The organism is Nostoc sp. C052 (assembly GCF_013393905.1).
In the GTDB taxonomy this organism is placed as follows: domain Bacteria; phylum Cyanobacteriota; class Cyanobacteriia; order Cyanobacteriales; family Nostocaceae; genus Nostoc.
Genome location: NZ_CP040272.1, coordinates 2,152,586 through 2,177,512 on the forward strand (window position 1 = coordinate 2,152,586; position 24,927 = coordinate 2,177,512).

Below are 24,927 nucleotides of genomic sequence, written 5' to 3' on the forward strand. Positions count from 1 at the left end.
TTTGAAGAATATTTAAATATTTTTAATAGATTTAAGTTTTTGTAGACGCTTTCTTTGTTGAGTTTTTCCATCTGTAATTTTTTCGGCAGCAATATCTGTCAAATCAGAATATTTCTGTTGATTTTTAAATTCATTCAGATAAATTGCTAAAGAATTGATAGTTGGGTATCTAAATAAGTCGAGGACAGATAAATCTCTCTGAAAAATTTCTCGTAATTTGCTATTAACCTGAAGCAAGAGTAATGAATCGCCACCAAGTTCAAAGAAGTTATCATAAATTCCTACGTCTTCAACTTGCAGTACTTTTTGCCAAATCTCAGCAATAGTTTGTTCTACTTCAGTTTGAGGTGGCTGATAAATTGCTTCCAATTCTGGGCGCGCTGTCTCAGGTGCTATTAATGCTTTGCGATCGACTTTACCATTCGGTGTGAGGGGCAGGGTCTCCAGCAATACAAAAGCTGCTGGCATCATGTAGTTTGGTAGCTTTGCTTCTAGGAAGCTTCGCAATTCAGAAATTACGAGTATGTGCTTGGTTTGCGAGACTACATAAGCGACTATTCGTTGGGATTCTGCTACCACAACTACAGTTTCGCGCACTGCCAAGTGTTGGCTAATAATTGCTTCAATTTCTCCAAGTTCAATGCGGAAGCCGCGAATCTTCACTTGATAGTCAATTCGACCAATGTATTCAATCTCTCCATTGGGCAGATAACGCGCTAAGTCACCAGTTTTATACAAGCGTTCGGAATTTGAGGATTGGTTTTCTTTCTCTCTCCCGCTTATTAAGAAGGGATTGGGGATAAATTTCTCTGCGGTCAGTTCCGGGCGATTTAAATAGCCCCGACCTACACCCACACCACCGATATATAATTCGCCTGTGATACCTGGAGGCACAGGGTTGAGGTGTCGATCTAGCAGATAAATCTGGGTATTGGCAATGGGATGACCGATAGGAACTGTTTTTTGGTTCGTAAAACTATTTTTACACTGCCAAAAAGTGACATCTACAGCAGCTTCCGTTGGCCCGTAGAGATTGTGCAGTTGGGCATTGAGTCGATTGAAGAAGCGTTCTTGTAATTGGGTTGTCAATGCCTCGCCACTGACTATCACCCGTACAAGAGATTGACAACTTTCCAAATTTTCTGCTTCGAGAAACGCTTGCAGCATTGATGGCACAAAATGAATCGTGGTTATTTGCTGCTGTGTAATTACATTCACTAAGTAGTTTGGATCGCGATGTCCTTCTGGTTGTGCTATTACTAACCGCGCCCCAGTTATCAGTGGCCAGAAGAATTCCCAAACTGAGACATCGAAGCTGAATGGAGTTTTCTGCAAAACTCTATCTGTTGCTGTTAGTTGGTAAGTGTCCTGCATCCACAGTAGGCGATTGCAAATTCCTGCGTGGGTATTCATCGCCCCCTTGGGTTTACCTGTAGAGCCTGAAGTGTAGATGACGTAAGCTAGGTTATCACTACTGAGATGGCAATTAGGGTTTTGTTTGCTGTGTTGGGCGATAAGTTCCCAGTTGTTGTCTAAGCAAACTACTTTAGCTTTGTGGGTTGGTAGAACTTCTAATAGCTGCTGTTGTGTTAATAAGACTGTTGGTTGTGAATCTTCTAGCATGTAAGCTAGGCGTTCTTGAGGATAGCTGGGGTCTAGGGGGATGTATGCGCCACCTGCTTTAAGGATGCCTAATAGTCCGATTATCATATAGAGCGATCGCTCTACACAAATGCCCACTAATACTTCTGATTTTACTCCCAGAGAATTGCTATCTGACAGCTTTGTTGAACGCAAATAATGCGCCAATTGGTTAGCTTTCGCGTTTAGCTCGCGGTAAGTCAACTGCTCATTTTCAAACACCACTGCTACTGCATTCGGTGTGCATTCTACTTGTGCTTCAAATAATTTATGGATGCACTGGTCGATTGGATAGGATGTCTGGGTATTATTCCACTCTGTTAGTAACTGATGGCGTTCTTGTGTAGAAAGAAGTTCGTGCAATTCGTAGCGTTTTTCAGGGGTACTAACTATTGCTTGGAGAGTTCTAGCATAAAATCTACTAATACTTTTGATTTGTTCTAGGTCAAATTCTGAAGTATCGTACTTAAGCGAGAGTGTTACTAGCAATGAGTTTGGATTTTGGTTGAAGTCAATCATTAAAGGAAAGTTAGTTTCTTCATAAAACTTTCCACCTAGAGACTGCACATTTTTACCCGCTAATGCTGTTTGGTAAACATGAAAATGTGTGAAGTTAAATGCAGTCTCAAACAGAGGTAGACCACCCAAACTCTTCTGTATTGCCGCCAATGGATATCGACGATGTGGCAGCCATTCCTGCTCTACCTTAAACACCTCCTGCACCAAGTCTATCCAAGTGCCTCCAGATAGTTTGAGGCGAAATGGCACGGTATTGAGAAACAAACCAAGGACTCGTTCTCCATCCTGATGTTCTAGCCGTCCATTGGTGACTACACCCGTAAGTACGTCTGACTGTCCGCACAACAGACTTAAAACTCGCAAATGTGCTGCCAGCAGAACACTTTTAAGGGGAATTTTTGTAGACTTGGCTAACTGTTGCAATCCTTCAGAAATTTCAGCAGATATTGGCACTTCTTGCTCATTAACTTGCCTGACTTTAGCCTCTGGAGAATGCCAATGAGGCAACATAGTTATAGTACTGTCATGCAATTTTCGCATCCAGTAACCCTGAGATTCTTCAGTGGCGATCGTCTCTCGCTCCAAAGCAATAAAGTCCCGAAATAGGCTTGAGGGTGGTGGGTTGAGAAAATCAACTTTTTCACCTAAGAGAGAGAAATAATGCCCAAACAACTCAGTTAACATTGAAGCCACACTCCACCCATCCAGAATTGCGTGATGGAAGCTGACAGCTAAATAAAATGTCTCCTCATTGCAACGATGAACAAAAAAGCGGAGCAAGGGAGGTATGCTCCAATCAAAATGTTGTCTTTTTTCCTCTTCTAACCAGTCATTTAGAGCATACTCTAATTCGAAAGTTGAGAGATGACGCCAATCCTCTACCTCCAATGGAACATCAATGTTTCGATGAACTAGTTGCAATGGCTCGCTAAAGTTGGTTAGCTGGAACGAAGTACGTAGTACAGCATGATTATTTACTAAAAGCTGTATAGCTGCCTGCAAAATTTGAATGTCGAGAGTAGCTTGTAAATGGTAGCTAAAAATATCGTGATATGTTGTTCGCTCAAGACTATACTCGCTATGGAAAACCATTCCCATCTGAAGCATAGAAAGTGGATATGCATCCTCTATATCATCAGGTAATTTCTGTTTGTCTGCTTGATATATGAGACTGAATGGTTGACTTTTTTCTGATTTTATAACATCCAATTCCGTCGTTTTTAGCACCTTTGCCAGTTGAGAAATAGTTTGATGTTGGAAGATATGCTGGATTGAGAAACTCAAACCTTTTTCTCGTGCTAAAGATTGAACTTGGATGCTACGGATGGAATCTCCGCCTAAAGAAAAGAAGTTGTCGTGGATACCCACCTGTTTAATACTAAGAACTTTAGCCCAAATTTCAGCTAGTATTCTCTCATTTGGAGTGCCAGGTGTAACGAAAGTGTTGTCTAATTCAGGTCGCTCAGTGTCAGGAATCGGTAATGCTTTGCGGTCAATTTTACCATTAGGTGTTAATGGTAATGCCTCCAATGTGACAAAAGCTACTGGTATCATGTAACTGGGCAACTTTGCCTCTAAAAAGCTACGTAGTTCAGGGATTGTCAGTGTTTGCTCTTTTTGAGGGACTATATAGGCAACTATTCGTTGAGAATCTACTGATTGTTCGCTGACTAAAACTACAGTTTCTCTAACTGCTGAATATTGGCTGATGATAGCCTCAATTTCTCCCAATTCGATGCGGAAACCCCGAACTTTAACTTGGTGATCAATACGACCCAAATATTCTATGTCTCCATTTGGTAAATATCGACCTAAATCACCAGATTTATAAAGACGTGCATTTGCTTTATTACTAAAGGGATGAGGAATAAATTTTTCAGGAGTTAATTCTGGTCGATTTAAATAACCCCGTACCACACCAGCACCACCAATATACATTTCACCTGGTATGCCAATAGGTACTGGCTGTTGATATTTATCTAGTAAGTAAATTTGTAAGTCAGGAATGGGACGCCCAATCACGCTTCCTGATGCTACTTCTAAATCTGCGATCGCTATTGGACGATAGGTAACATGTACGGTTGTTTCCGTAATTCCGTACATATTGACTAACTGAGGAAACTGGTCGCCATGACGTTCAAACCAAGGTCTTAAACTCTCAAGTTGCAATGCTTCTCCACCAAAAATGACTGTTCGCAGGCTTAATTTGTTAATATTTGCAAATGATTCTTCTGCCTGGATGAGTTGGGAAAAAGCTGAAGGCGTCTGGTTGAGTACTGTTACTTGTTGTGTTACCAGCAATTTGTAAAAGTCTTCTGGTGAACGACTCAGCCAGTATGGTACTACCACTAATTTTCCACCATATAGCAAAGCACCCCAGAGTTCCCAAACAGAGAAATCAAAGGCTATGGAATGGAATAATGTCCAGACATCATATTGATTAAAGTTATACCAGGATTGAGTTGCTGCGAATAAACGAACAACATTGCTGTGATTAACTAACACCCCTTTGGGTTGACCTGTTGAGCCGGATGTATAGATAATGTAGGCTAGATTATCACTTGTACACTCATTAATTAAATTTTGTGAGTTTTGTTGAGCGATACTTTCCCAATCTCTATCTAGACAAACAATCCTAGTCTGATGTTGCGGCAAATTCTCTATCAGGTGTTGCTGGGTTAGTAACACTGATATTTGAGCATCTTGTAATATAAAGGCTAGACGTTCTGGTGGATAATAAGGGTCTAGTGGTATGTATGCACCACCTGCTTTCAGGATCGCTAATAGTCCAATAACCATAGAGAGCGAACGCTCTACACAAATCCCCACCAATACCTCTGGTTTTACTCCTAGCTGTTGCAAATAACGCGCTAGTTGATTCGCTCTGGTGTTTAGCTGGCGGTAGGTTAGTTGCTGGTCTTCAAAAACAACTGCGATCGCATCAGGTGTGCGTTCTACTTGATTCTCAAATAACTCATGGATGCATTGCTGTTGAGGATATTCAACTTTTGTATTATTCCACTCCAGTAGCAATTGGCGTTTCTCATCTTCTGTTATTAATGATAATTCTGCAAGCCGCAGCTTTGGATTTGCAATAATTTCTTTCAGCAAGGTCTGGAAATGTCCAGCTATCCGCTTAATAGTACTTTCCTTAAATAAATTGCTATTGTAATTGAAATTGCCAAATATTTTTTCTGCTGTTTCTGTAATGTCCAAAGTTAAATCAAAATTGGCATTGCTATTTTGAACTGTCAAGGAACTTAAAGTTAAACCAGGCAACTCAAAAGCCGAAGCAGGTGCATTTTGAAGCACAAACATTACTTGAAAAAGTGGTGTATGGCTTAAGTTTCGCTCTGGTTGTAGTTCCTCTACCAACAATTCAAAAGGCAAATTCTCATGAGTGTAGGCTCCCAATGTCATCTCTCGCACCCGAACAAGTAGCTCCTCAAAGGTGGGATTACCTGCCAGATTTGTTCGCAGTACCAAAGTATTGACAAAAAAACCAATCAATCCTTCTATTTCGTCTCGGTTACGGTTAGCAATAGGCGAACCAACAACAATATCTTCACTACTCGTGTAACGCCATAACAATGTTTGAAAAGCTGCCAGCAGAGTCATAAACAAAGTACATCTTTGCTGCTGACTTAATTTATTTAACGCTACAGATAGCTCTTGAGATAGCTCAAATGAATAGGTTGCACCCCGGAAAGTCTGAATAGCTGAACGTGGATAGTCAGTAGGTAAATCCAGTACTCTCGATGCATCTTCTAACTGCTTTCGCCAGTAAGAAATCTGAGACTGTAGTACCTCTCCTTGCAACCATTGCCGTTGCCAAACTGCGAAGTCTGCATACTGTATTGGCAATTTTGCAAGCGGGGAAGGCTTTTCTTGACAGAAGGCTTCGTAAAGTGCTGTTACTTCTTTGACAAGTAAACCCATTGACCAGCCGTCAGAGACAATATGATGCATGGTAAACAACAATACGTGCTGTTGTTTACTCAAGTGCAACAGAGTAGTTCTCAACAAAGGCCCCTGCGCTAAATTAAAAAGCAACTGGCTTTCTTGAACTACTAGCCGCAAAACTTCAGCTTCCTGCTTTTTTATTGGGTACTCTTGCAAGTCAACGACAGATAGCTTCAAACTCAGAGTTGGAGTAATAACCTGAATCGGTTCTCCATTGACAAGCATAAAAGTGGTTCTCAATATCTCGTGGCGCTGCACAATTTCTTTGAGACTCTGTTCTAATGCCTGTACATTAAGCGTACCAGTAAGCCGCACAGCATAGGGAAGGTTGTAAGTGGCACTATTTGGCTCCAATTGATTCAGAAACCACAGCCTTTGCTGTCCAAAAGATAGCGGTAAATTTACATCTCTGGATACAGGTTGTATAAGTTCGATTGTGGAAGTTGAGGCAATTGAATCATTTATATATTTGAGTATTTCTATTTTACGCTCTCGAATTTGCGTACTCAGTTCTGATGTCAGTATACCTTGAGGAGCATTACAATATAAGCGATCGCCATCAACCCGAAGTTTTATTTCTAAACTAGAAAGGTAAGACAAAAATTGGTTGATGGTTTTCATAAATCTTTACTCCTCAGGGATGATTATAGTTGAGGTAATTTTCGTTGGGAAATACTCAATCAGAATAATTAGAAGACAACATTTTAACTAAGAGTGTGAGTGTATTTTTAATTTAAAATTCTATTTCCTCTCTATCACTGACAGAAGCGCTAGAAACAACTAGTAATTTTTTTACTTTCTCACGAACACTTTCAATATAGTGTGAGATTCCAGCTATAGTTGGTTCATCAAACAAACTACGTAGGGCGATATCTGTATGTAAGACTTTACGCAAGCGGGAAATAACCTGAATCGCTAACAGTGAGTTTCCTCCCAATTCAAAAAAATTGTCGTAGATTCCTATTTGTTGAATACCTAAGATTTCTTGCCAAATATTAGCAACTGCTCGCTCAATATCATTTTGCGGTAATACGTAGGCTGTTTCTAGTTTCGGGCGAATATTATCTGTTTTCGGCAGAGCTTTGCGGTCTACTTTTCCGCTAGGTGATAGTGGTATGCTTTCTAGCATCACAAAATCAGAAGGTAACATGTAGTCAGGTAATTTTTTTTTCAAGAAAGTACGCAATTCACTAATACTAGGAATTGGTTCTTTCTTTGCAACCATATAGGCAACTAATTGTAAATTACCTGCTTCCTCCTGCTGAACCACAACTACATTCTCACGAACATTTTGGTGCTGACCTAGAAATGTTTCAATTTCTCCAAGTTCAACCCGAAAGCCACGAATCTTTACTTGATTATCAATGCGTCCAAGGAATTCGATATTTCCATCAGTCAACCACCTTCCTAAATCTCCAGTTTTATAAATTAAATCTCTACGATTTTCTGGTAATCTCTTCTTAGCATCCGTAAACGGGTTAGGAACAAAGCTAAAATTAGTTTTTTCTTCATTTTTCCAGTATCCATCACCTACACCAATTCCCGATACACAAATTTCTCCAGGAACACCAATAGGTAATAGCTGCATTTCCTCATCAAGGATGTAGAGATTTAAGTTAGCTAAGGGTTTACCAATTGGAACTGTTCGCTGATTTTCTGGCAAAGGTTCATTAACAATAAACTGGCTGATATCATCAGCAGCTTCGGTGGGGCCATAAGCGTTAACAATTTTGATTTCAGGATACAGATGGAGCCACTTATTTACCCAACTTACCGATACTGTCTCCCCCACAACCATCATCCATTTCAAATCAGGTAATTGTCTTTCATGACTCGGTAGCTGGGAAGTATATTCAAGCAAGCCACCAAATAATGCTGGGACTAATTCAACAGTAGTAATTTTTTGTGATTTCAGTACCTCAAATAGTTTATCAGGAATAGCAACAGTTTCTATATTTACAATTACTGTTTTTCCGCCTATTAAAAGTGGTGCTAAAAATTGCCATACAGAAATATCTGTAGAAGAAGGAGCGCTTTGGAGAAAACAAAACTCTTGCGTTAACTCCAACTCATCGAATTGGGCATAAATATGATTAATTGCACCATCATGCCTGACAATTGCCCCCTTGGGTAATCCTGTAGACCCAGAGGTATAAAGCATATAGGCTGGGTCACAAGCATCATTAATATGCTCTACATTATCATTAGGTAGTTGAGCAAAATCTGATTTGTTATATATCTTTAACCCTGTTTGATTAGCAAACTGAGTCTTTTCAAGAATCATATCATCTAAACAAATAATAGATGATAATTTTGAACAATCTTCTACCAATAAGGATAAGCTATTTAATAGTAAATAATCAGTTAGTATAAACCTAACTTCGCTATTAGATAGCATATACTTAATTCGATTTTGTGGATAAGTACTATCAATAGGTACGTATGCTCCACCTGCCTTGTATATAGCGAGTATTGCAATTAGAAAATTGATATCTCGGTCTTTAAAAATACCTACAAATTCTCCTTTTTGAACTCCTAACTTCCGCAATAATTCAGCTAGCTTATTGGCTTTTTGGTTTAGTTGTTGATACGTTAATTGAGTTTCTTCATGAAAAACAGCTATATTGTTTGGAGTCTGAGAGACTTGCTTTTCAAATAATTTATTTATTGTCTGCTCAACTGGGTACTCTCTATCATTGTTGTTATATGCCTTTAGCAACTGATATTTATCAGGCTCTTTCAAGAAAACAATATCTGATATTTTAATATTAATATTATTCATAATACTCTCAACAACATTAATATAATATCTACTCAACGATTTTATACTTTCATGTTGAAATAAATCTTCTTTATACTCTATATTGGCACTAATACTTTCAGCGTTAACTTTCAATGAAATTGTTATGTCGTTATTAACTAAATTTAAATTATCTTTTGCATGAATATTTTCTAGTAAAACTACTATATCGAAAATTGGAGAGCGATTAGGGATTGTTGGTATTTCTAATAATTTAATTAATTCATCAAAATTAGAATTTTGATTGTTATAAGCACCCAGGATTGCGTCTTTTACTTGAAAAAGAAAATCTTTAAGTGAAAGTTGAGGTGTTACCTGAGTACGCAAAGGAATAATTTTACCATTTACGCAATCTGTACTAATCTCCTCATATACAGGTATTCCAACAACAACATCGTTATTTCGGGTATATTTTTGCAACAATATTTTTAATGCAGATACAAGTATCCAGTACGTTGAAAAGTCAGAACCTTTAGTTAGTTTAAGGATTACTTGAGATAAATTATTTGGTAAATCAAATCTAAAAGATTTATTCTTAGCACTAGAAACTAAAGGCCTTACATAATCCAGCATTAGATTTGTTTCTGGCAGGTTTCCCGATAATTTATTTATCCAATAAACTTTTTGAGATAATAAGTCATTCGAGTGTAGATGTAGACCCATAGTTCTTATCCTTATAACCAATTATTTGCTGATTAATAAATATTATTAATTTGAGATGAACTCATCAAAAACTTTTTTGATAATTGAACAACCCTTTTGTAATGTAGACATATCAATTACCAAAGGAGGCAGTATTTTAATTACAGTATCATTTCTACCTGCTAATTCAACTATTAACCCTAGCTCAAAACAACGGGAGGTTATACTTTTAGCTAAACTATTACCGCCAAAATCTTTAACATCAATACCCCAAATCATGCCAATTCCACGTACTGCTATTCTTTCACTAATTGATGCTATTTCTTGAGTGAGAAAATTTTTCAAGAAAAACTCTTTATTTTTGACTTCTTGTTCAAGATTACTACTTTCTCTATATTCTAAAGCAGCTGTTGCTCCAATAAATGCCAACTGATTACCTCTAAAAGTACCATTATGCTCACCCGGTTTCCATATATCTAAATCTGGCTTAATTAATAATAGTGACATTGGAAAACCATACCCACTAATAGATTTAGAGAGTATTACCATGTCAGGAACAATATCTGCTCTTTCAAAAGAAAAGAAAGAACCTGTTCGACCGCAGCCAACTTGAATATCATCGCAGATTAATAAAATGTCATGCTTATTGCATAACTCTCTGAGTCTTTGAATCCAGATAATAGGAGCTACAACAACTCCACCTTCTGCTTGTACTGTTTCAAAGATAATTGCTGCTGGTTTTTCAATTCCCGAATTTACATCATTTAAGACTGTTTCTATATATTCTATAGTGTCAAAAGTTTCCATGAATCCATAGGGATAAGGCATAAAACTTACATTACTTGATGTCCCTATTACCCCGGCTCGAATCCCAATATTGCCAGTAATCGATAAGCTACCTAAAGTCATCCCATGATATGCTCCCATGAATGAGAATATACCTGCTCTCCCTTTGACTTTTCTCGCTAATTTTAAAGCAGCTTCAACTGCATTTGTTCCTGTCGGCCCGCAAAATTGAATACGATAATCTAGTTTTTTTGAACTTAAAACTACCTCATCAAACTTGGCTAAAAACTTCTCTTTAGCTGAAGTATACATATCTAAAGCATGAGCAATTCCATCTGCATCTAAATATGACATGACTTTTTGTTTTATATAGTCATGATTATGTCCATAATTTAAAGCACCTGCACCAGCAAAAAAATCTATATATTCTTCACCTGATTCGGTATAAACTATAGAATCTTTAGCTCGATGGAATATTGCAGGAAAATTACGGCAATAGCTTCTAACGTTTGATTCGCGCTTTTCAAATATATTCATGAGATTTTTATTTTTGGGATTGCCAAATACATTAATAAATCTACTGATTGTTTAGACTGGATGTCTTTGTGCCATAGCTTTGTTTTTTAAGAAACATAATTTAGATAAGACTTATAAAATTTGAAAATTATCTGAGGAGGTACTTTTAATACTAAACCCATAGTTAATAAAAAGTTGTAGTAGCAGTTTTGAACTGGCATCCCTTTTGTCATAGCTGCTAAAGCCCTCAGTGAACTTTTTTGAGTATGCCAATCGATATTAAAAGAAATCGACATATCTAAACTCCGAACATGATGCAGCGTTCCGGGAGGCATATAGACAATATCCCCAGGATTTACAATAAATTTAATCGGTTTTGCATTTCTGTATTCAGGATATTTGTTGAAATCTGGATTTTCTGGATCAACGAGAAACCATCGCCAGCCTTTGCGATAACAATTTTTAGCATCTCTTGGTAGTAATATAGTAAATTGTTTGCGTCCAACAAGTTGAAAAAAAATATTGTTAGTCAGAAGACAATCAAAATGTAGTGGAGTAAGACTATTAGAAGCTCCAATAAAAAACTGACAGTAACGCCACCATTTGTAACGATACCATTTTGGTAAATAATCTAAAGGAAATGGTTGAACATCTTTTATTAGTGAAGGTATTAAGCTAAATAGTGGCAAGTCATGACAATAGGGTGGCAAATCAGTTTTTTGATCATCTTTTTCATAGTTATTGATTAAGTTTACATATTCTTGCATCGTCAAACGACATAATTCAATTTTTTTATTACTAAACTTTTTAGCATAAATATTTAAAGCAGGAGATAAGTCTTTTAAATATTCTAATGACCATTTATCGAAGCTATTCCAACTTTTAATCGCTCCTGAGATGATAACTGGTTTCTCGCAGTCAACATAGTTTGACTGAAATTCATTACTTGAAAGCTTATATCTGCGCTCGATTTCATTTGAGATTATCATAAATTAACCATTCTGCCTTAAATTCTCAATAATATTGCTGCCAATATGGCTCGATAAAAAAATGTAGTAGTCCTAAATGATTCAAATTTATTTGTCTTGAAGTGAGAATTTTGCTCGATTATGATAGTTTCTTAGTAATACCCGATCAGTCTGATTTAAATTAACTTCTTTGATGTCTAATTATTTAATCTTTATTTATTAATTATTTAAAGCAAAATCTAAGTTCAATGACATTTTTTTATCTAACATTAATATTTTTATATGGGGTGTTTGCTCTGTAAGCAACAATAACTCCTTAAGCCTTACTTGAGGATTCGTTACTATGCCTTCGAGCAATATTTTTAAATGCTCTAATATATTCATGATTGTTGCAGCATCAAAGCGGCGAAAATCATAATTAATTCCAATCGTGAGTTCTGAGCCAGGATACCCAACTATATTTAGAGGATAGTTTGTTTTGTAATAGCTAGTTTGCTCAGAGATATTTAGACTCCCCCATTCTTGCAGAAAGTTGCCTGTTTTTTGGTTCTCGAACACTACAAAGCTCTCAAACAAAGGCATATTCCCTAGCACTTTACTGCATTTTTGAATATCTACCAGAGGATAATATTCATACTCTCGAAGTTCTATCAATTGAGTTTGTAATTGCTGAAGCCAAGATAATAAATACTCATCCAAATCTATCTTGACATGTACTGGTAAGGTATTAACCATTTCCCCCACCATTGACTCTGAACCTTCTAAATCTACTGGACGACCAGAAGTAGTACAACCATAAATTACATTATTTTTGCCACTGTAGTGACTAAGGAGTATAGCCCAAACTCCCTGAACTATTGTATTCATGGTCAGGTGATGCTGCCTTGCTAAGGAATCTAGGTTTCTTGTAATTCCTTCCGATAAACTGATTTGTATATCCTCGTAGCGTTCTTCTAAATTGGACAAGTTGTTTGGGTATAGGTTAGTTAAGGGAGTAGGCTCTTTTACTCCATTGAGTTGCTGTCGCCAGAACTCCTCTGCTTTAGATAAATCCTGTTGTTTCAACCATTTGATGTAGTCTTTAAAGCAACTGCCGTTTCTTAAGGGTGCATCTTGACCCTGACAATATGCTTCATAAATTTCAATCACATCATTTAATACCAGTAGATATGACCAACCATCTAGAATGAGCAGGTTGCTACTCCAAACAAGATAGTAAGTGTGTTCTTGAATTTGGATTATAGTCAGACGCATTAGAGGCGCTTGGGAAAAATCAAAACGCCGTAAGCGATCGCTCTCAAGAAAAGATTTTAAATGCTCTTGTTGTTCTAATGGATCGAGTTCTTGCCAATCCTGGTAGTCTACAGGCACTTCTACTTGTTGATGCACAACTTGTAATGGTTTATCTAATTCTTCCCAATAGAAGCTAGTACGCAAGATTGTGTGTCGGGTTGCTACTTGCTGCCAAGCGTATTTAAAAGCATCAATATTCAGATTGCCGCTAAAAGTGTAGACGGACTGTGCATGGTATAATTCCATTTCAGGGGCGTGCAAACAGTGAAAGAGCATACCATGCTGTATTGGAGATAGCGGGTATATATCTTGGATGTTTTCTCTCATTTTATTTTTACTCTCTCAGTTAATTTTTCTTAAAAACCGTTCGAGGTCTTGTTGACTTAATTCTGCTTCTGGAAAGTCAGAAGGTGTATATACCCTGACTTCAGAAGATTGACAATGAGTCACGAGTACTTGCAATGCTTTTAAAAACTCTTGGGCTAATCGTTCAATAGTGCTTCGTTGATGTATTCTTTCGCTGTAAGTCCAATCTATTCTCAACTGGTTATCAATTACCAAAGCGTCAATACTTAGCATATAGCTCTCCTGATTCCGCGAACTGCGCGTTTGTCCTTGGGAGTCTTGAGAGATTTTAAATATTGATGAGTCTGAAAATGTTTGATCGAACTGACCTAAGTAATTAAAGACCACTTCAGCTTGTGGAAGCGATCGCAATAACTTAACTCTCGCAATATCCTGACTAAGGTAACGTAGGACACCATAGCCTATTCCCTTATTTGGAATACCCCGCAGTTGCTCTTTTATCGCTTTCAAAGCCTCTAAGGGATGAGACGTTTTTCCTAAATCTAACAATACAGGAAAAACAGAGGTAAACCAACCGACTGTACGCGACAAATCGACATCATCGAAAATTTCTTCTCGCCCATGACCTTCCAGAGCTAGTAATAGAGAATTATTGCCAGTCCATTGAGAAAAAGCTTGTACTAGTGCTGTGAGCAAGACATCATTTATTTGTGTATTATAAGCTTTTGGTACTTCTTTTAGCAAGGCTTGAGTCTGTTCTAATGTCAGACAAATTGAGATATTTAGAGTCGAGGCTACTGTATTGTCGCCATCAGAAAAATCTACTGGTAAAGGAGCAATTTTTTGCCAAGACTCTCTCAGCCAATAGTCCCATTCTTGTTGGAAGGTGGATGATTGTGCATATTCCTGTAGACATTTAGACCAGTATTTAAACGAAGTTGTTTTGGCTGGTAATTCTACCTTTTTGCCTTGGTTCATCAGCTGGTATGTTGTCTCCAAGTCTTCCAGTAAAATCCGCCAAGAAACGCCATCTACAGCTAAATGGTGAATAAGGATTAACAGACGACTTGATCCCCGCCCTAAGTTGAATAGAGCAACTCGCATCAATGGGCCTGTTGAGAGGTTAAGACTGGCTTGCAATTTGGTAGCAGCTGTTTCGATGGCTAGTTTTTGTTCGCTTGCTGATAGTGCAGAGAAATCAAAATTTATTAAAGGTAATTCTGCATCAGGGCTGGCGATAATCTGCTGCCAGCCAGACTCGGTTGGCTCAAAACGTAAGCGAAGAGCATCATGGTGTAACTGTAGTTCCTGTACAGATTTTTCTAATAAAGCTAGGTCAATAACTTGTTTAACTTCTAGTAAAACTGCTTGATTCCAGTGGTGGGGTTCAAGTAAATTCTGTTCAAAAAACCAGTATTGTATTGGTGTAAGAGAGGCTAAACCTGTGATGAGTTCTTGTTCGGCGTGGTTTATATTTTTTGTAACTGCCACACTTGCCAAACCAACAACTGTTTGATGTTGAAATAACTGCTTAACTGTAAGTTTTAGACCAGCTTGGTTGGCTCTGGTGATAACTACAATGGCAAGAATAGAATCTCCACCTAATTCAAAAAAGTTATCGAAAATACCTACTTTATCCACACCAAGCACGCCTGCCCAAATTCCAGCTAGTTTGGCTTCTAATAAATTGCGAGGTGCTACTATCTCTTGGTCTTCAGGTCTTGCTGTATCAGGAGGTTTGAGCGCCTTCCGGTCAATCTTGCCATTAGGAGTTAATGGTAGTGACTCCAAAAAGACAAAAGCAGTTGGTACCATATAGTTTGGTAACTTTGCCTCTAAAAAATCGCGCAGTTGAGAAATAGTTAGTGTTTGCTCTGAGTTCGGAACTACATGAGCAACTATTCGCTGAGAATCTGTTTCCGAAGAATCAACCGTAACTACAGCCTCTCGGACTTCAGGATGCTCAATAATCAGTGCTTCAATTTCTAAGAGTTCAATACGGAAACCACGTACTTTTACTTGATAGTCAATGCGCCCAATATACTCAATCTCTCCATTTGGTAAATAGCGCCCTAAATCCCCAGTTTGATATAACCTTTCCCCTGCTAGCTGCGTGTAAGGATTGGGAATAAATCGTTCGGCCGTCAGTTCTGGTTTGTTGAGATAACCACGCGATAAACCTGCACCACCAATATACAACATCCCAGTTACACCCACAGGAACAGGTTGTAAATTTTGATCTAACAAATAAATCTGCGTGTTGTGAATCGGGCGACCAATCGGTGGAATATTGCTAGTATCTTTGTCTAGAAGGGCAAATGTTGAATAAGTTGTATCTTCAGAAGGGCCATATAAGTTAAATACCTGTTGTATATTCTCCTGCTGATAAAGTTGTTGTACGAGATGATGATGAAGTGGTTCACCTGCAACATTGATTGTTTGGACTGAAGCCGGAATGCTATTAGTTCTCAATAACTGTGAAATCACACTTGGGACAGTATTTATTAGGGTTACATTTTGGGCTGTTGGCAGAGTTGGTAAATATAGTGCGTTCTCCATTAGAATCACCTTGCCGCCGCAACACAGAGGAACAAATAACTCGAACACTGAAAGGTCGAAGCAAATTGAGGTTGATGCTAAAACTCCTTGCAAAGCTTCAATTGTAAAGGTTTGTTTTGCCCAATCCAACATTGCAACTGTGTTTGCGTGTTTAATCATTACACCTTTTGGTTTACCTGTTGAACCAGAGGTATAGATGACATAAGCGAGGTTGTCGGGGGTTATTTGAGTAAATAAATTTTCCTGGCTTTGTTGGGCGATGAGATGCCAATCGGTATCTAAACAAATGACTTGAGCTTTGTGGTGGGGTATTGTTTCTAGTAGTGAGGCTTGAGTGAGTAATACTGGTGTTTGAGTGTCTTCTAGTACAAATGCAATGCGTTCTTGGGGATAGTTGGGGTCTATTGGTATGTATGCGCCACCTGCTTTTAGGATGGCTAATAGTCCGATGACCATATCGAGCGATCGCTCTACACAAATCCCGACTAATACTTCTGATTTTACTCCTAGCTGTTGCAAGTAATGCGCTAGTTGATTTGCTCTGGTATTTAACTCACGATAGCTTAATTGCTCATCTTCAAACACCACTGCGATCGCATCAGGTGTAAGTTCTACTTGAGTTTCAAATAATTGATGAATGCACTTATCTTCAGGATACTCAACTTCTGTATCATTCCACTCCCACAACAATTGATATTGTTCAGATTCACTTAACAGTGGTAACTCTGACAAACGCTGCTGCGGATTAGCAACAATTCCTTCAAACAACGTTTGTAAATGACTCGCCATCCGATGTATTGTATTTTCCTCAAATAAATCAGTATTGTATTCTATACTTCCAAGTAACCCCTCCTCTCTTTCTGTCATTTGTAGATTTAAATCAAACTTGGCGCTATCACTATTGCTTTCTAATGGGGTTAAAGTCAAACCAGACAACTCTAACGCAGACATTGGTGCATTCTGAAGCACAAACATCACTTGAAATAATGGTGTATGACTTAAGTCTCGCTGTGGTTGCAGCTGCTCAACTAACAATTCAAAAGGCAAATCCTGATGTGCATAAGCTCCTAACGCGACTTCCCGCACCCTCTTTAGTAGTTCTTCAAAGCTGGGATTTCCTGCTAAGTTAGTTCTCAATATCAGGGTATTGACAAAAAATCCAATTAATCGTTCTATTTCTATTCGGTTGCGGTTAGCGATGGGCGAACCGACCACAATATCTTCGCTACCTGTATAACGCCATAGCAGTGTTTGAAAACCTGCCAACAGGGTCATAAATAAAGTGCTTCCCTGCTGCTGACTTAATTTATTTAAGGATGCAGATAATTCTGGAGATAACTTAAATGAGTAGGTCGCACCCCGGAAAGTTTGAATTGCTGGTCTTGGATAATCTGTGGGTAACTCTAATACTTTTGGTGCGTTCTCTAAGTGCTTAAGCCAATAAGATATTTGAGTTTCGAGTACTTCTCCTTGCAACCATTGTCGTTGCCAAGCTGCGAAGTCTACATACTGTATTGCTAGTTCAGATAATAGTGAAGGTTCTCCATTACAGAAGGCTTGATAAAGTGTTGCCAATTCCTGTACCAATAAGCCTATTGACCAACCATCAGAGACTATATGGTGCATTGTCAGTAACACAATATGTTCTTGCTCACCAAGACGTAATAGTTTTACTCTCAGTAGATGGTCGTTGCTAATATCAAAAGATTGTTGTGCTTCTTGTGCAGCTTGTTGTTTAATTTCGGCTTCTTGTTGATTTGCAGGTAGCTTGCTAATATCGAATATTTGTAATGTTAAAGATTTTTCTTCAGCAATGATAGCTACTGGTTGCCCATCTCTGGTTTGGAAATTGGTTCGCAGTACTTCATGACGATTAATGATTTCGTTAAAACTTTGTTGTAGTGCTTCTACATTCAACTGTCCTTCTAGGCGAACAGCAGCAGGAGTATTGTAGAATGGGCTGTCTGGTTCTAATTGAGCTAAGAACCACAGTCGTTGTTGAGCAAATGATAACGGTAATTGGTGCGATCGCACAATCCGCTCAATATTCGTTGCTTCAACTCCTGAGTTTACCTTAATCGCTTTTTCAATTTCTTTTGCTAGCTCTGCGATTGTTGGTTTTTCAAATAAATAAGGTAAAGGAAGCTCTACTTTAAATACTTGCCGGATTTGGGACATTACGCGAGTGGCCATTAAAGAATGTCCTCCCAAAGTAAAGAAATTATTATTAATACCTACTTTGTCTAAACTAAGTACTTCTGCCCAAATACCTGCTAGTAAATTATCAATTAGTGTGGAGGGAGGGACTATATTAGATGATGATACATCTGTTAATTCTGGTGCAGGAAGGGCTTTCCGGTCAACCTTACCATTAGATGTTAGTGGTAGTGCTTCTAGGATTACAAAAGCAGATGGCACCATATAACTTGGTAACTTTGACTCTAAAAAGCTACGTAGTTCAGGAATTGCCAGGGTTTGGTTTTTTTGAAAAACTATATATGCAATTATACGTTGAGAATTTACCGATTCTTCGCTGACTACTACACTTTCTCGTACTACGGGGTGTTGACTTATAACCGCTTCAATTTCTCCCAATTCAATGCGGAACCCGCGAACTTTTATTTGGTTATCAATTCTACCGATATATTCAATATCTCCACTTGGTAAATAGCGGGTTAAATCACCCGTTTTGTAAAGGCGATCGCCCTCTTTCTTGCTGAAGGGATTGGGGATAAATTTAAAGGCTGTTAATTCAGCTTGGTTTAAATAGCCTCTAGCTAATCCAAGTCCGCCAATGTGCAATTCACCGGGTACACCCTTTGGAACTGGTTGCAAATATTCGTCTAAAATGTACAACTGGGTATTAGCGATCGCTTTCCCAATGGGTATTGAACCTGTAGAATGTTTCCCCACTGGAACCTGATAAACACAACAGCCTACCACCGTCTCTGTGGGGCCATATTCGTTTACTAATATTGTCTCTGGAGCCACATCTTGCCAGAAGGTGATGCTTTGGGCTAATAAATTTTCCCCACCAATAATAAAAGCTCTGGTTTTATTTGCGATCTCTTCTTTAGATAACTGTTGCTTCAGCAAATCCAAGTGAGCGGGGGTAATTTTCACCAAACTTAAATTCGAGCTTTTCTTTAAAGCTTGAGAAAGAGTTTCAATACCTTGTTCTTCTGATAGTAATTGTACTGTCCGACCAACTAATAAAGGTGAAAAAATACTGGTGATTGTTAAGTCAAAACCTAAAGGTGAGTGAACTAAAGTTCCGACTCCTTCTTGCACTGGATATGTTTGGGTACACCAACTTAAATAGTTAAGTAATCCTTGATGGCTAATTAGAGTTCCTTTGGGTTTACCAGTGGAACCGGAGGTGTAAATAACGTAAGCTAAATTTAATTCGCTTGTTGTAGTAATTGGATTTGTAATTTCTTGTTGGTTTATAGCTTGCCAATCATTATCTATACAAATTACTTGAATTTCATTGGTAGCCAAATCTGTGATTAAATGCTGTTTAGTCAGCAGCACTGGCATTTGAGAATCGTTGAGGATAAAAGTTTTTCTTTCTAAGGGATAGCTAGGATCAATTGGTACATAAGCACCACCAGCTTTTAAGATAGCTAAAAGTCCAATCAGCATTAAAGGCGATCGCTCTACACAAAGTCCTACCATCACATCTGGTTTCACACCTAATTGTTGTAGGTAATGAGCTAGTTGGTTCGCACGAGTGTTTAATTCTCGGTAGGTAAGTCGCTGATTTGTATAAACAATAGCAATGTTATCTGGCGTGCGATCGCACTGCTGTTCAAAGCAATGGTGAATACATTCGTATTGTAGCTCTGCTGTTTTAGTGTTGTTGAATGTAACTAAGAGTTCTTCCCGTTCTTGTTCGCTGAGAATATCTAATCGTGATATCGCTACAGATGGATTGTTAATAACACTTGTTAACAAAGTTTCCCATTGATTTACCAAACATTGAATATCTTCTTTATGGAAAACTTTTGCATCATAGTGAAATTCTAATTTGATATCATTTTGTGTTCTTACACAAGAAAGTTTTAGTTTAAATCGGTCAAAGCAGACGTAATATTGATGAATTGAAAATGATACTTCAGGAGCATAATAATTAGTTGCTATTTCTTCAAAATCAAAACAAAATGGCAAAAATGACTGATCTATATCATCTACATTTGTTTTATAAAATACCTCCCAACTAAAGCTATCCTGCCATTCAAGGATTTCATCTGTTAAGTTGTTAACCTGTATTAAGGTATCACTAAATGTATCATTTTCTTGCAGATTATAAGCAAGTGGTAAATATTTGGCAAATAAACCTAATGCTGGCTTTAATTCTTCATAATTTCGACCATCACAACCTAAACCTATAATTAAATTTGATTGCCTAGTCAGACGCCAAAGTAGAATTTGCCAGCAAGTAAGGAAAAATGTATCTATTGAAATTTGATGTTTTTGGACAATTTCTTCAATTTTAATTAGTAAATCGCTGTGAATTGCTAACTTAATAAATTGAGGTTCAAATTCCGATTCTTTAGAAATACAATTCTCAAAAGGAAGCTTTAAGCTATCTAAGGTCGAAAAATCTACTTGCTGCCAGTGATTTTTACTTGTTGTAGTTTCCTCCACCTCAAGTAATTCATTTTGCCATGTAGCGATATCAGCATACTGTAGTGCTTCTTCATCTAGTTCTGTATTTTGCAAACATGCAGCGTAACACTGGCTAATTTCATTAACTAGATTTTTCAATGTTTTAGAGTCTGCATAAAGAGATGGCACGTTTATAACTAAAACATATTTTTTTGATGAACATTTTACCAATTCGACTTTTAATAATTGCCCTTCCTGTAAATTGACAGACTGTTGCCTTCTTTGTTCTAAAAGTGCTTCTATCTCTTCCTCTGGAGAACAATTATTTTCTAAAAAATACTCACTTAAAAATACATTAGTATTAGCTTCTATTACCTGAATAGGTACTTTCAACCCACGCGGGCGATGAAAATTTGTGCGGAGAATTTCATTTCTAGCAATAACTTTGTTTAATGCTTCTTCTAGTATATTTACTTCTATATTTCCTTCAATCAGGATAGCGCATTGAGATATATACAAATTACTACCCTGTTGTAGTAACCAAAGATGCTTTTGCTGAGGAGATAGTGGAAAACCTTGAATTGTCTCTTGCATTTTAAATGTTTAACCCCAATTTAAAGGTTACTAAAACTCATAAGTTCGCTCATCGCAACAAATAACTTGCGTTCTCCCACATAAGGATTGCGTGCATGAGCAGTTAACATATTGTCCAGTAATAATATGTCACCTTGTTCCCAAGGAAAACATACTTCTAATCTCTGATATACCCCACAAATATCAACCATTGTAGAGTCTTCAATAGGAGTACCATCTCCGTAAAAGCAATTTCGGGGCAAATCTTCTTCCTTAAAAGATGAAATTAGCGACTCGCGGGTTTGTGTATCTAAACAAGCTAAATGCCAATGTTGCGCTTGATTAAACCAAGAAATTTCACCTGTTTGAGGATGCTTAATTACAGCTGGGCGAATAGAAATAGTTCTTAATCCACCATCGTTTTTCCATTCAAAATCAATTAAATTATTTTGACAAAGCTTTTCTACATCAGCTTTACTTTGAGTCTGAAAAACCGTTTGCCAGTCCAACCCTAATCCGTTTCCATAATTACGAACATACATAACTTGCTTTTCAACAAATGTTTCCCTAATCTTGGGTTCAATAAGTTGAAATACCCTACGACTATCAACGATTGGGGTTTCTCCTCCTTGCTGTGCAGGTTGACAACAGCCAAACAAAATTTTTATAGGCCAGCGATGATTAAAAGAGTTCTCGTTATGCCACAACAACTTGCTTTCAGCAGGGTAAAAAACTGGAGTATAAACTTTACCACTTAACGTTTGGCGAGGGTGTTCACCATTCTCATTGAATAGTTCTGAGCAAACTGCTAGACCAAATCTTTCAAATGCGGCTGCTGTAGTAATACTAAATCCTTTGAAAAGGATAGCACCATATTTAATTAAATTCGTATCTATAAATTCCCGATTTTCCCCCGCCCAATCTGCGATATCTATATCAGGTACGCATGGTTGTATAACTAACGGTAGAGTTTGCTCATCTCCAAAATTATCTATTGTGATTAGTTCAGTTTGTAAATTGATAGATTTTCTAGCAACTTTAGGGAATTTATGCTGAGAATTATAGTTAGTTGTTTTTACCTGTTTCATTTCTTTAATCAATTTCGGTTATGGTTTAATTATTTTTCGCTTGACTCTGCTTAACTTTTGTTTATACTCTTCTTTTCGCTTTCGTTCTTCATTTAATTGATATTCTTTATCTAAATTAATTAGAATTTCTTTCAGTTGATTTAATTTGATATTATGGTCTATAATAATTTGAGATAAAATTATCTCAAAATTCTTTACTAATCTGCTAATACTAATAGAATCAAACAAGTCTTTGTTATATTTAAATAAACCAACTATTCCTAGCTCTGTATTAGTTATTTCTAGAAGAAGATCAAATCTTGCTACCGTATTTACTAATAAATCTAAACGAGTGAAAGTTAAATCTGAAATTTCTAAAGTATCTGTAGGAGTACTGGGAAGGATAAACTTGACTTGAAATATAGGAGTTTGGTTTAATTCTCTTTGAGGATTAAGAGCGCTAACTAATTTCTCAAATGGTAAATCTTGGTGAGCATAAGATTCGAGGCATACTTTACGTACTTGCTGCAAAAAATCGTTAAAGGTTTGATTTTCCAATAGAGAACTACGTAACACCAATTGATTAACAAAAAAACCAATTAAATTCTCTATTTCAATTAGATTACGATTCGCAATATCAGTACCAATAACAATATCTTTTTCACCTGTATAGCAATATAGTAAAACCTTAAATGCTCCGAGTAGAGTCATAAATAATGTTGTTCCAAGACTATCACCTAAGTTCTTAATTTCTTGGGATAATGTCTTAGAAATCATCAAAGTTTCCCTGCCCTCCTGAAAGGTTTTATTTTTTGATAGTTGGCGACTCGTAGGTAATTTTAAAACTGGTAACTTATCTCCCAATTGCTTTTTCCAGTATGTAAGCAAGGTATCAAGTACCTCACCCTGTAACCAATTTTGTTGCCAACTAGCAAAATCTGCATACTGAATATTAATCTCCATAAGTGGTGAAGGCTTACCACTAGAAAAGGCTTCATAAAGTACTGACAATTCTCGGAGAAACACTCCTTGTGACCAACCGTCAATGATAATATGATGTATCGTTAGCAACAGTACATATTCCCTAGTTTTCAACTGTAAAAGAGTCAAGCGTAATAAGGGAGCCTGTGCTAAATCAAATGGTTGTTGATAATTTTCTAGTCTTAACCTTTGGATTTCTGCTTCATGTTTAGTATTAGGTAAATCTTGTAAATCTATTATTGGTAAGGGTATCTCTAAAGCAGGAGCAATAATTTGAACTGGTTGTCCATTGACAATTTGGAAACTGGTTCGCCAAATTTCATGTCTTCGCACTATTTCATTAATGCTTTGCTTTAAAGCTTTTATATTGAGTGAACCTTGTAATAATATTGCGCCATGATCGTTATAAGTATATGAATTTGGCTCTAATTGATGCAAAAACCACAATCTCTGCTGGGCAAAAGATAGGGGTAATTCTAAATCTCGTGAAACTCGTTCAATTTGTTGAGTGTCAGGCTTGTGCTTACCTTGTAAGCGCTTTTCTAAAATTGCTTGTTTAGCAGGTGAGAGTTGAGAACGTCGTTTAATAATTTCATCTGCTTTGCTATCCATAATCTCATCCTTATAATTAAGTAATTACTTGGAATTCTACATAAGAAGGTACAGGCTGAATCCTACTCAAATCATTTTCTAAAATAACTGAACCGCTATTATTAGCAATTTCTTTAAACCCAGCAAATTTATAAGATACATACATCATTCTGTTGCGATCGTTTGGTACAAACTCTGCCACAAGACGGACATTATTACTTTTAGCCATACTCATAATATGATTCATCATTATTGTCCCAACTCCTCTAGACATGACGCGACAAGACATTAGCAACAGCTTTATTGTCCATGAATTAGGCTGGCATTCGATTAGAACTAAACCTATCTTTCCGTAGCTACCATACTTATCTTCCAGACTTGCAATCAGTAGTTTATGGTTGTCTGATTGGCGAAAATGATTGAGTTCATCGTAAGAGTAGGTATAACCAGTTGTATTTAATTGGTTAGTTCGTAGTGTTAACTCTTCTGCCCGCTGTAAGTCTTCTTCTTTGGCAGATGAGATAGTGAAATTCATATTGAGAGTAGCTAAAAATTCGTCTGCTGTGCCAACAAATTCTTTCTCTGCATTTTGACGTTCAATATCACTAATATACATCAACCTTCTAATTCGTGAATCTTCCGTAATAAACCGAGGATTCATGACAGGCATATCTAAAATATTTCCGATCTTATCTGCATTTATACAGAGGATTTCTGGCAAAGAAAATTTTACTTCTTCTAGCTCAAATAATTGGTCATCAATGAATGCGATCGCATCAGTTCCAATATTAAGTATATTAGCAATTTCTTTGAGAGAAGCAGCCTTAGAATTCCAATTTATTTGTGGATATAAAAAATACTCTCTTAACCCAAATTCTTCTAGTTTAGCTATTGCTATAGCTCGTTCATTTTTACTAGCTATAGATTGTATGATACCACGACTATCTAAAGTATGAATAATATCTACTATATTTTTTACTAGAGAAACTTTCTCATCTTCTAGCAAAACTCCATGCCAGATGGTATTATCTAAATCCCAAACGACACATTTAATAACTTTTTTGTCTTTTTGCTTACTATTTACGTCTTGTTCTTCAGTACTAATCATATA

Annotated in this window: 9 protein-coding genes; all 9 read right to left on the bottom strand. The window is 37.2% G+C overall.

Features of this window, described 5'->3' with window-relative positions; genetic code table 11:
- Positions 1-12: 12 nt before the first annotated feature.
- Positions 13-6,744 (bottom strand): non-ribosomal peptide synthetase, encoded by a 6,732-nt coding sequence (locus FD723_RS08525; protein ID WP_179064944.1) that lies wholly within the window; start codon positions 6,742-6,744, stop codon positions 13-15.
- A gap of 112 nt (positions 6,745-6,856) precedes the next feature.
- Positions 6,857-9,586 (bottom strand): non-ribosomal peptide synthetase, encoded by a 2,730-nt coding sequence (locus FD723_RS08530; protein WP_179064945.1) that lies wholly within the window; start codon positions 9,584-9,586, stop codon positions 6,857-6,859.
- A 45-nt stretch (positions 9,587-9,631) separates the two neighbouring features.
- Complete coding sequence (ectB, locus tag FD723_RS08535; protein ID WP_179064946.1) at positions 9,632-10,888, bottom strand: diaminobutyrate--2-oxoglutarate transaminase; 1,257 nt, start codon at positions 10,886-10,888, stop codon at positions 9,632-9,634.
- A gap of 86 nt (positions 10,889-10,974) precedes the next feature.
- On the bottom strand, positions 10,975-11,856 hold the full coding sequence (locus FD723_RS08540) for a cupin-like domain-containing protein (protein ID WP_179064947.1): 882 nt from the start codon (positions 11,854-11,856) through the stop codon (positions 10,975-10,977).
- 198 nt (positions 11,857-12,054) lie between these two features.
- Positions 12,055-13,455 carry a condensation domain-containing protein gene (locus FD723_RS08545; RefSeq protein WP_179064948.1) on the bottom strand — a complete coding sequence of 467 codons (1,401 nt, stop codon included), beginning with the start codon at positions 13,453-13,455 and terminating at the stop codon, positions 12,055-12,057.
- A 15-nt stretch (positions 13,456-13,470) separates the two neighbouring features.
- Positions 13,471-21,198, bottom strand: a complete 7,728-nt coding sequence (locus FD723_RS08550) for a non-ribosomal peptide synthetase (RefSeq protein ID WP_179064949.1) — start codon at positions 21,196-21,198, stop codon at positions 13,471-13,473.
- Between the two features lie 20 nt (positions 21,199-21,218).
- Positions 21,219-22,265, bottom strand: coding sequence for a TauD/TfdA family dioxygenase (locus FD723_RS08555; protein ID WP_179064950.1), 1,047 nt, complete (start codon positions 22,263-22,265; stop codon positions 21,219-21,221).
- 18 nt (positions 22,266-22,283) lie between these two features.
- Positions 22,284-23,837: a condensation domain-containing protein gene (locus FD723_RS08560; protein ID WP_179064951.1), complete on the bottom strand. Its 1,554-nt coding sequence runs from the start codon at positions 23,835-23,837 to the stop codon at positions 22,284-22,286.
- Positions 23,838-23,853: 16 nt separating this feature from the next.
- Positions 23,854-24,924 (bottom strand): HAD family hydrolase, encoded by a 1,071-nt coding sequence (locus tag FD723_RS08565; protein ID WP_179064952.1) that lies wholly within the window; start codon positions 24,922-24,924, stop codon positions 23,854-23,856.
- Positions 24,925-24,927 lie beyond the last annotated feature (3 nt).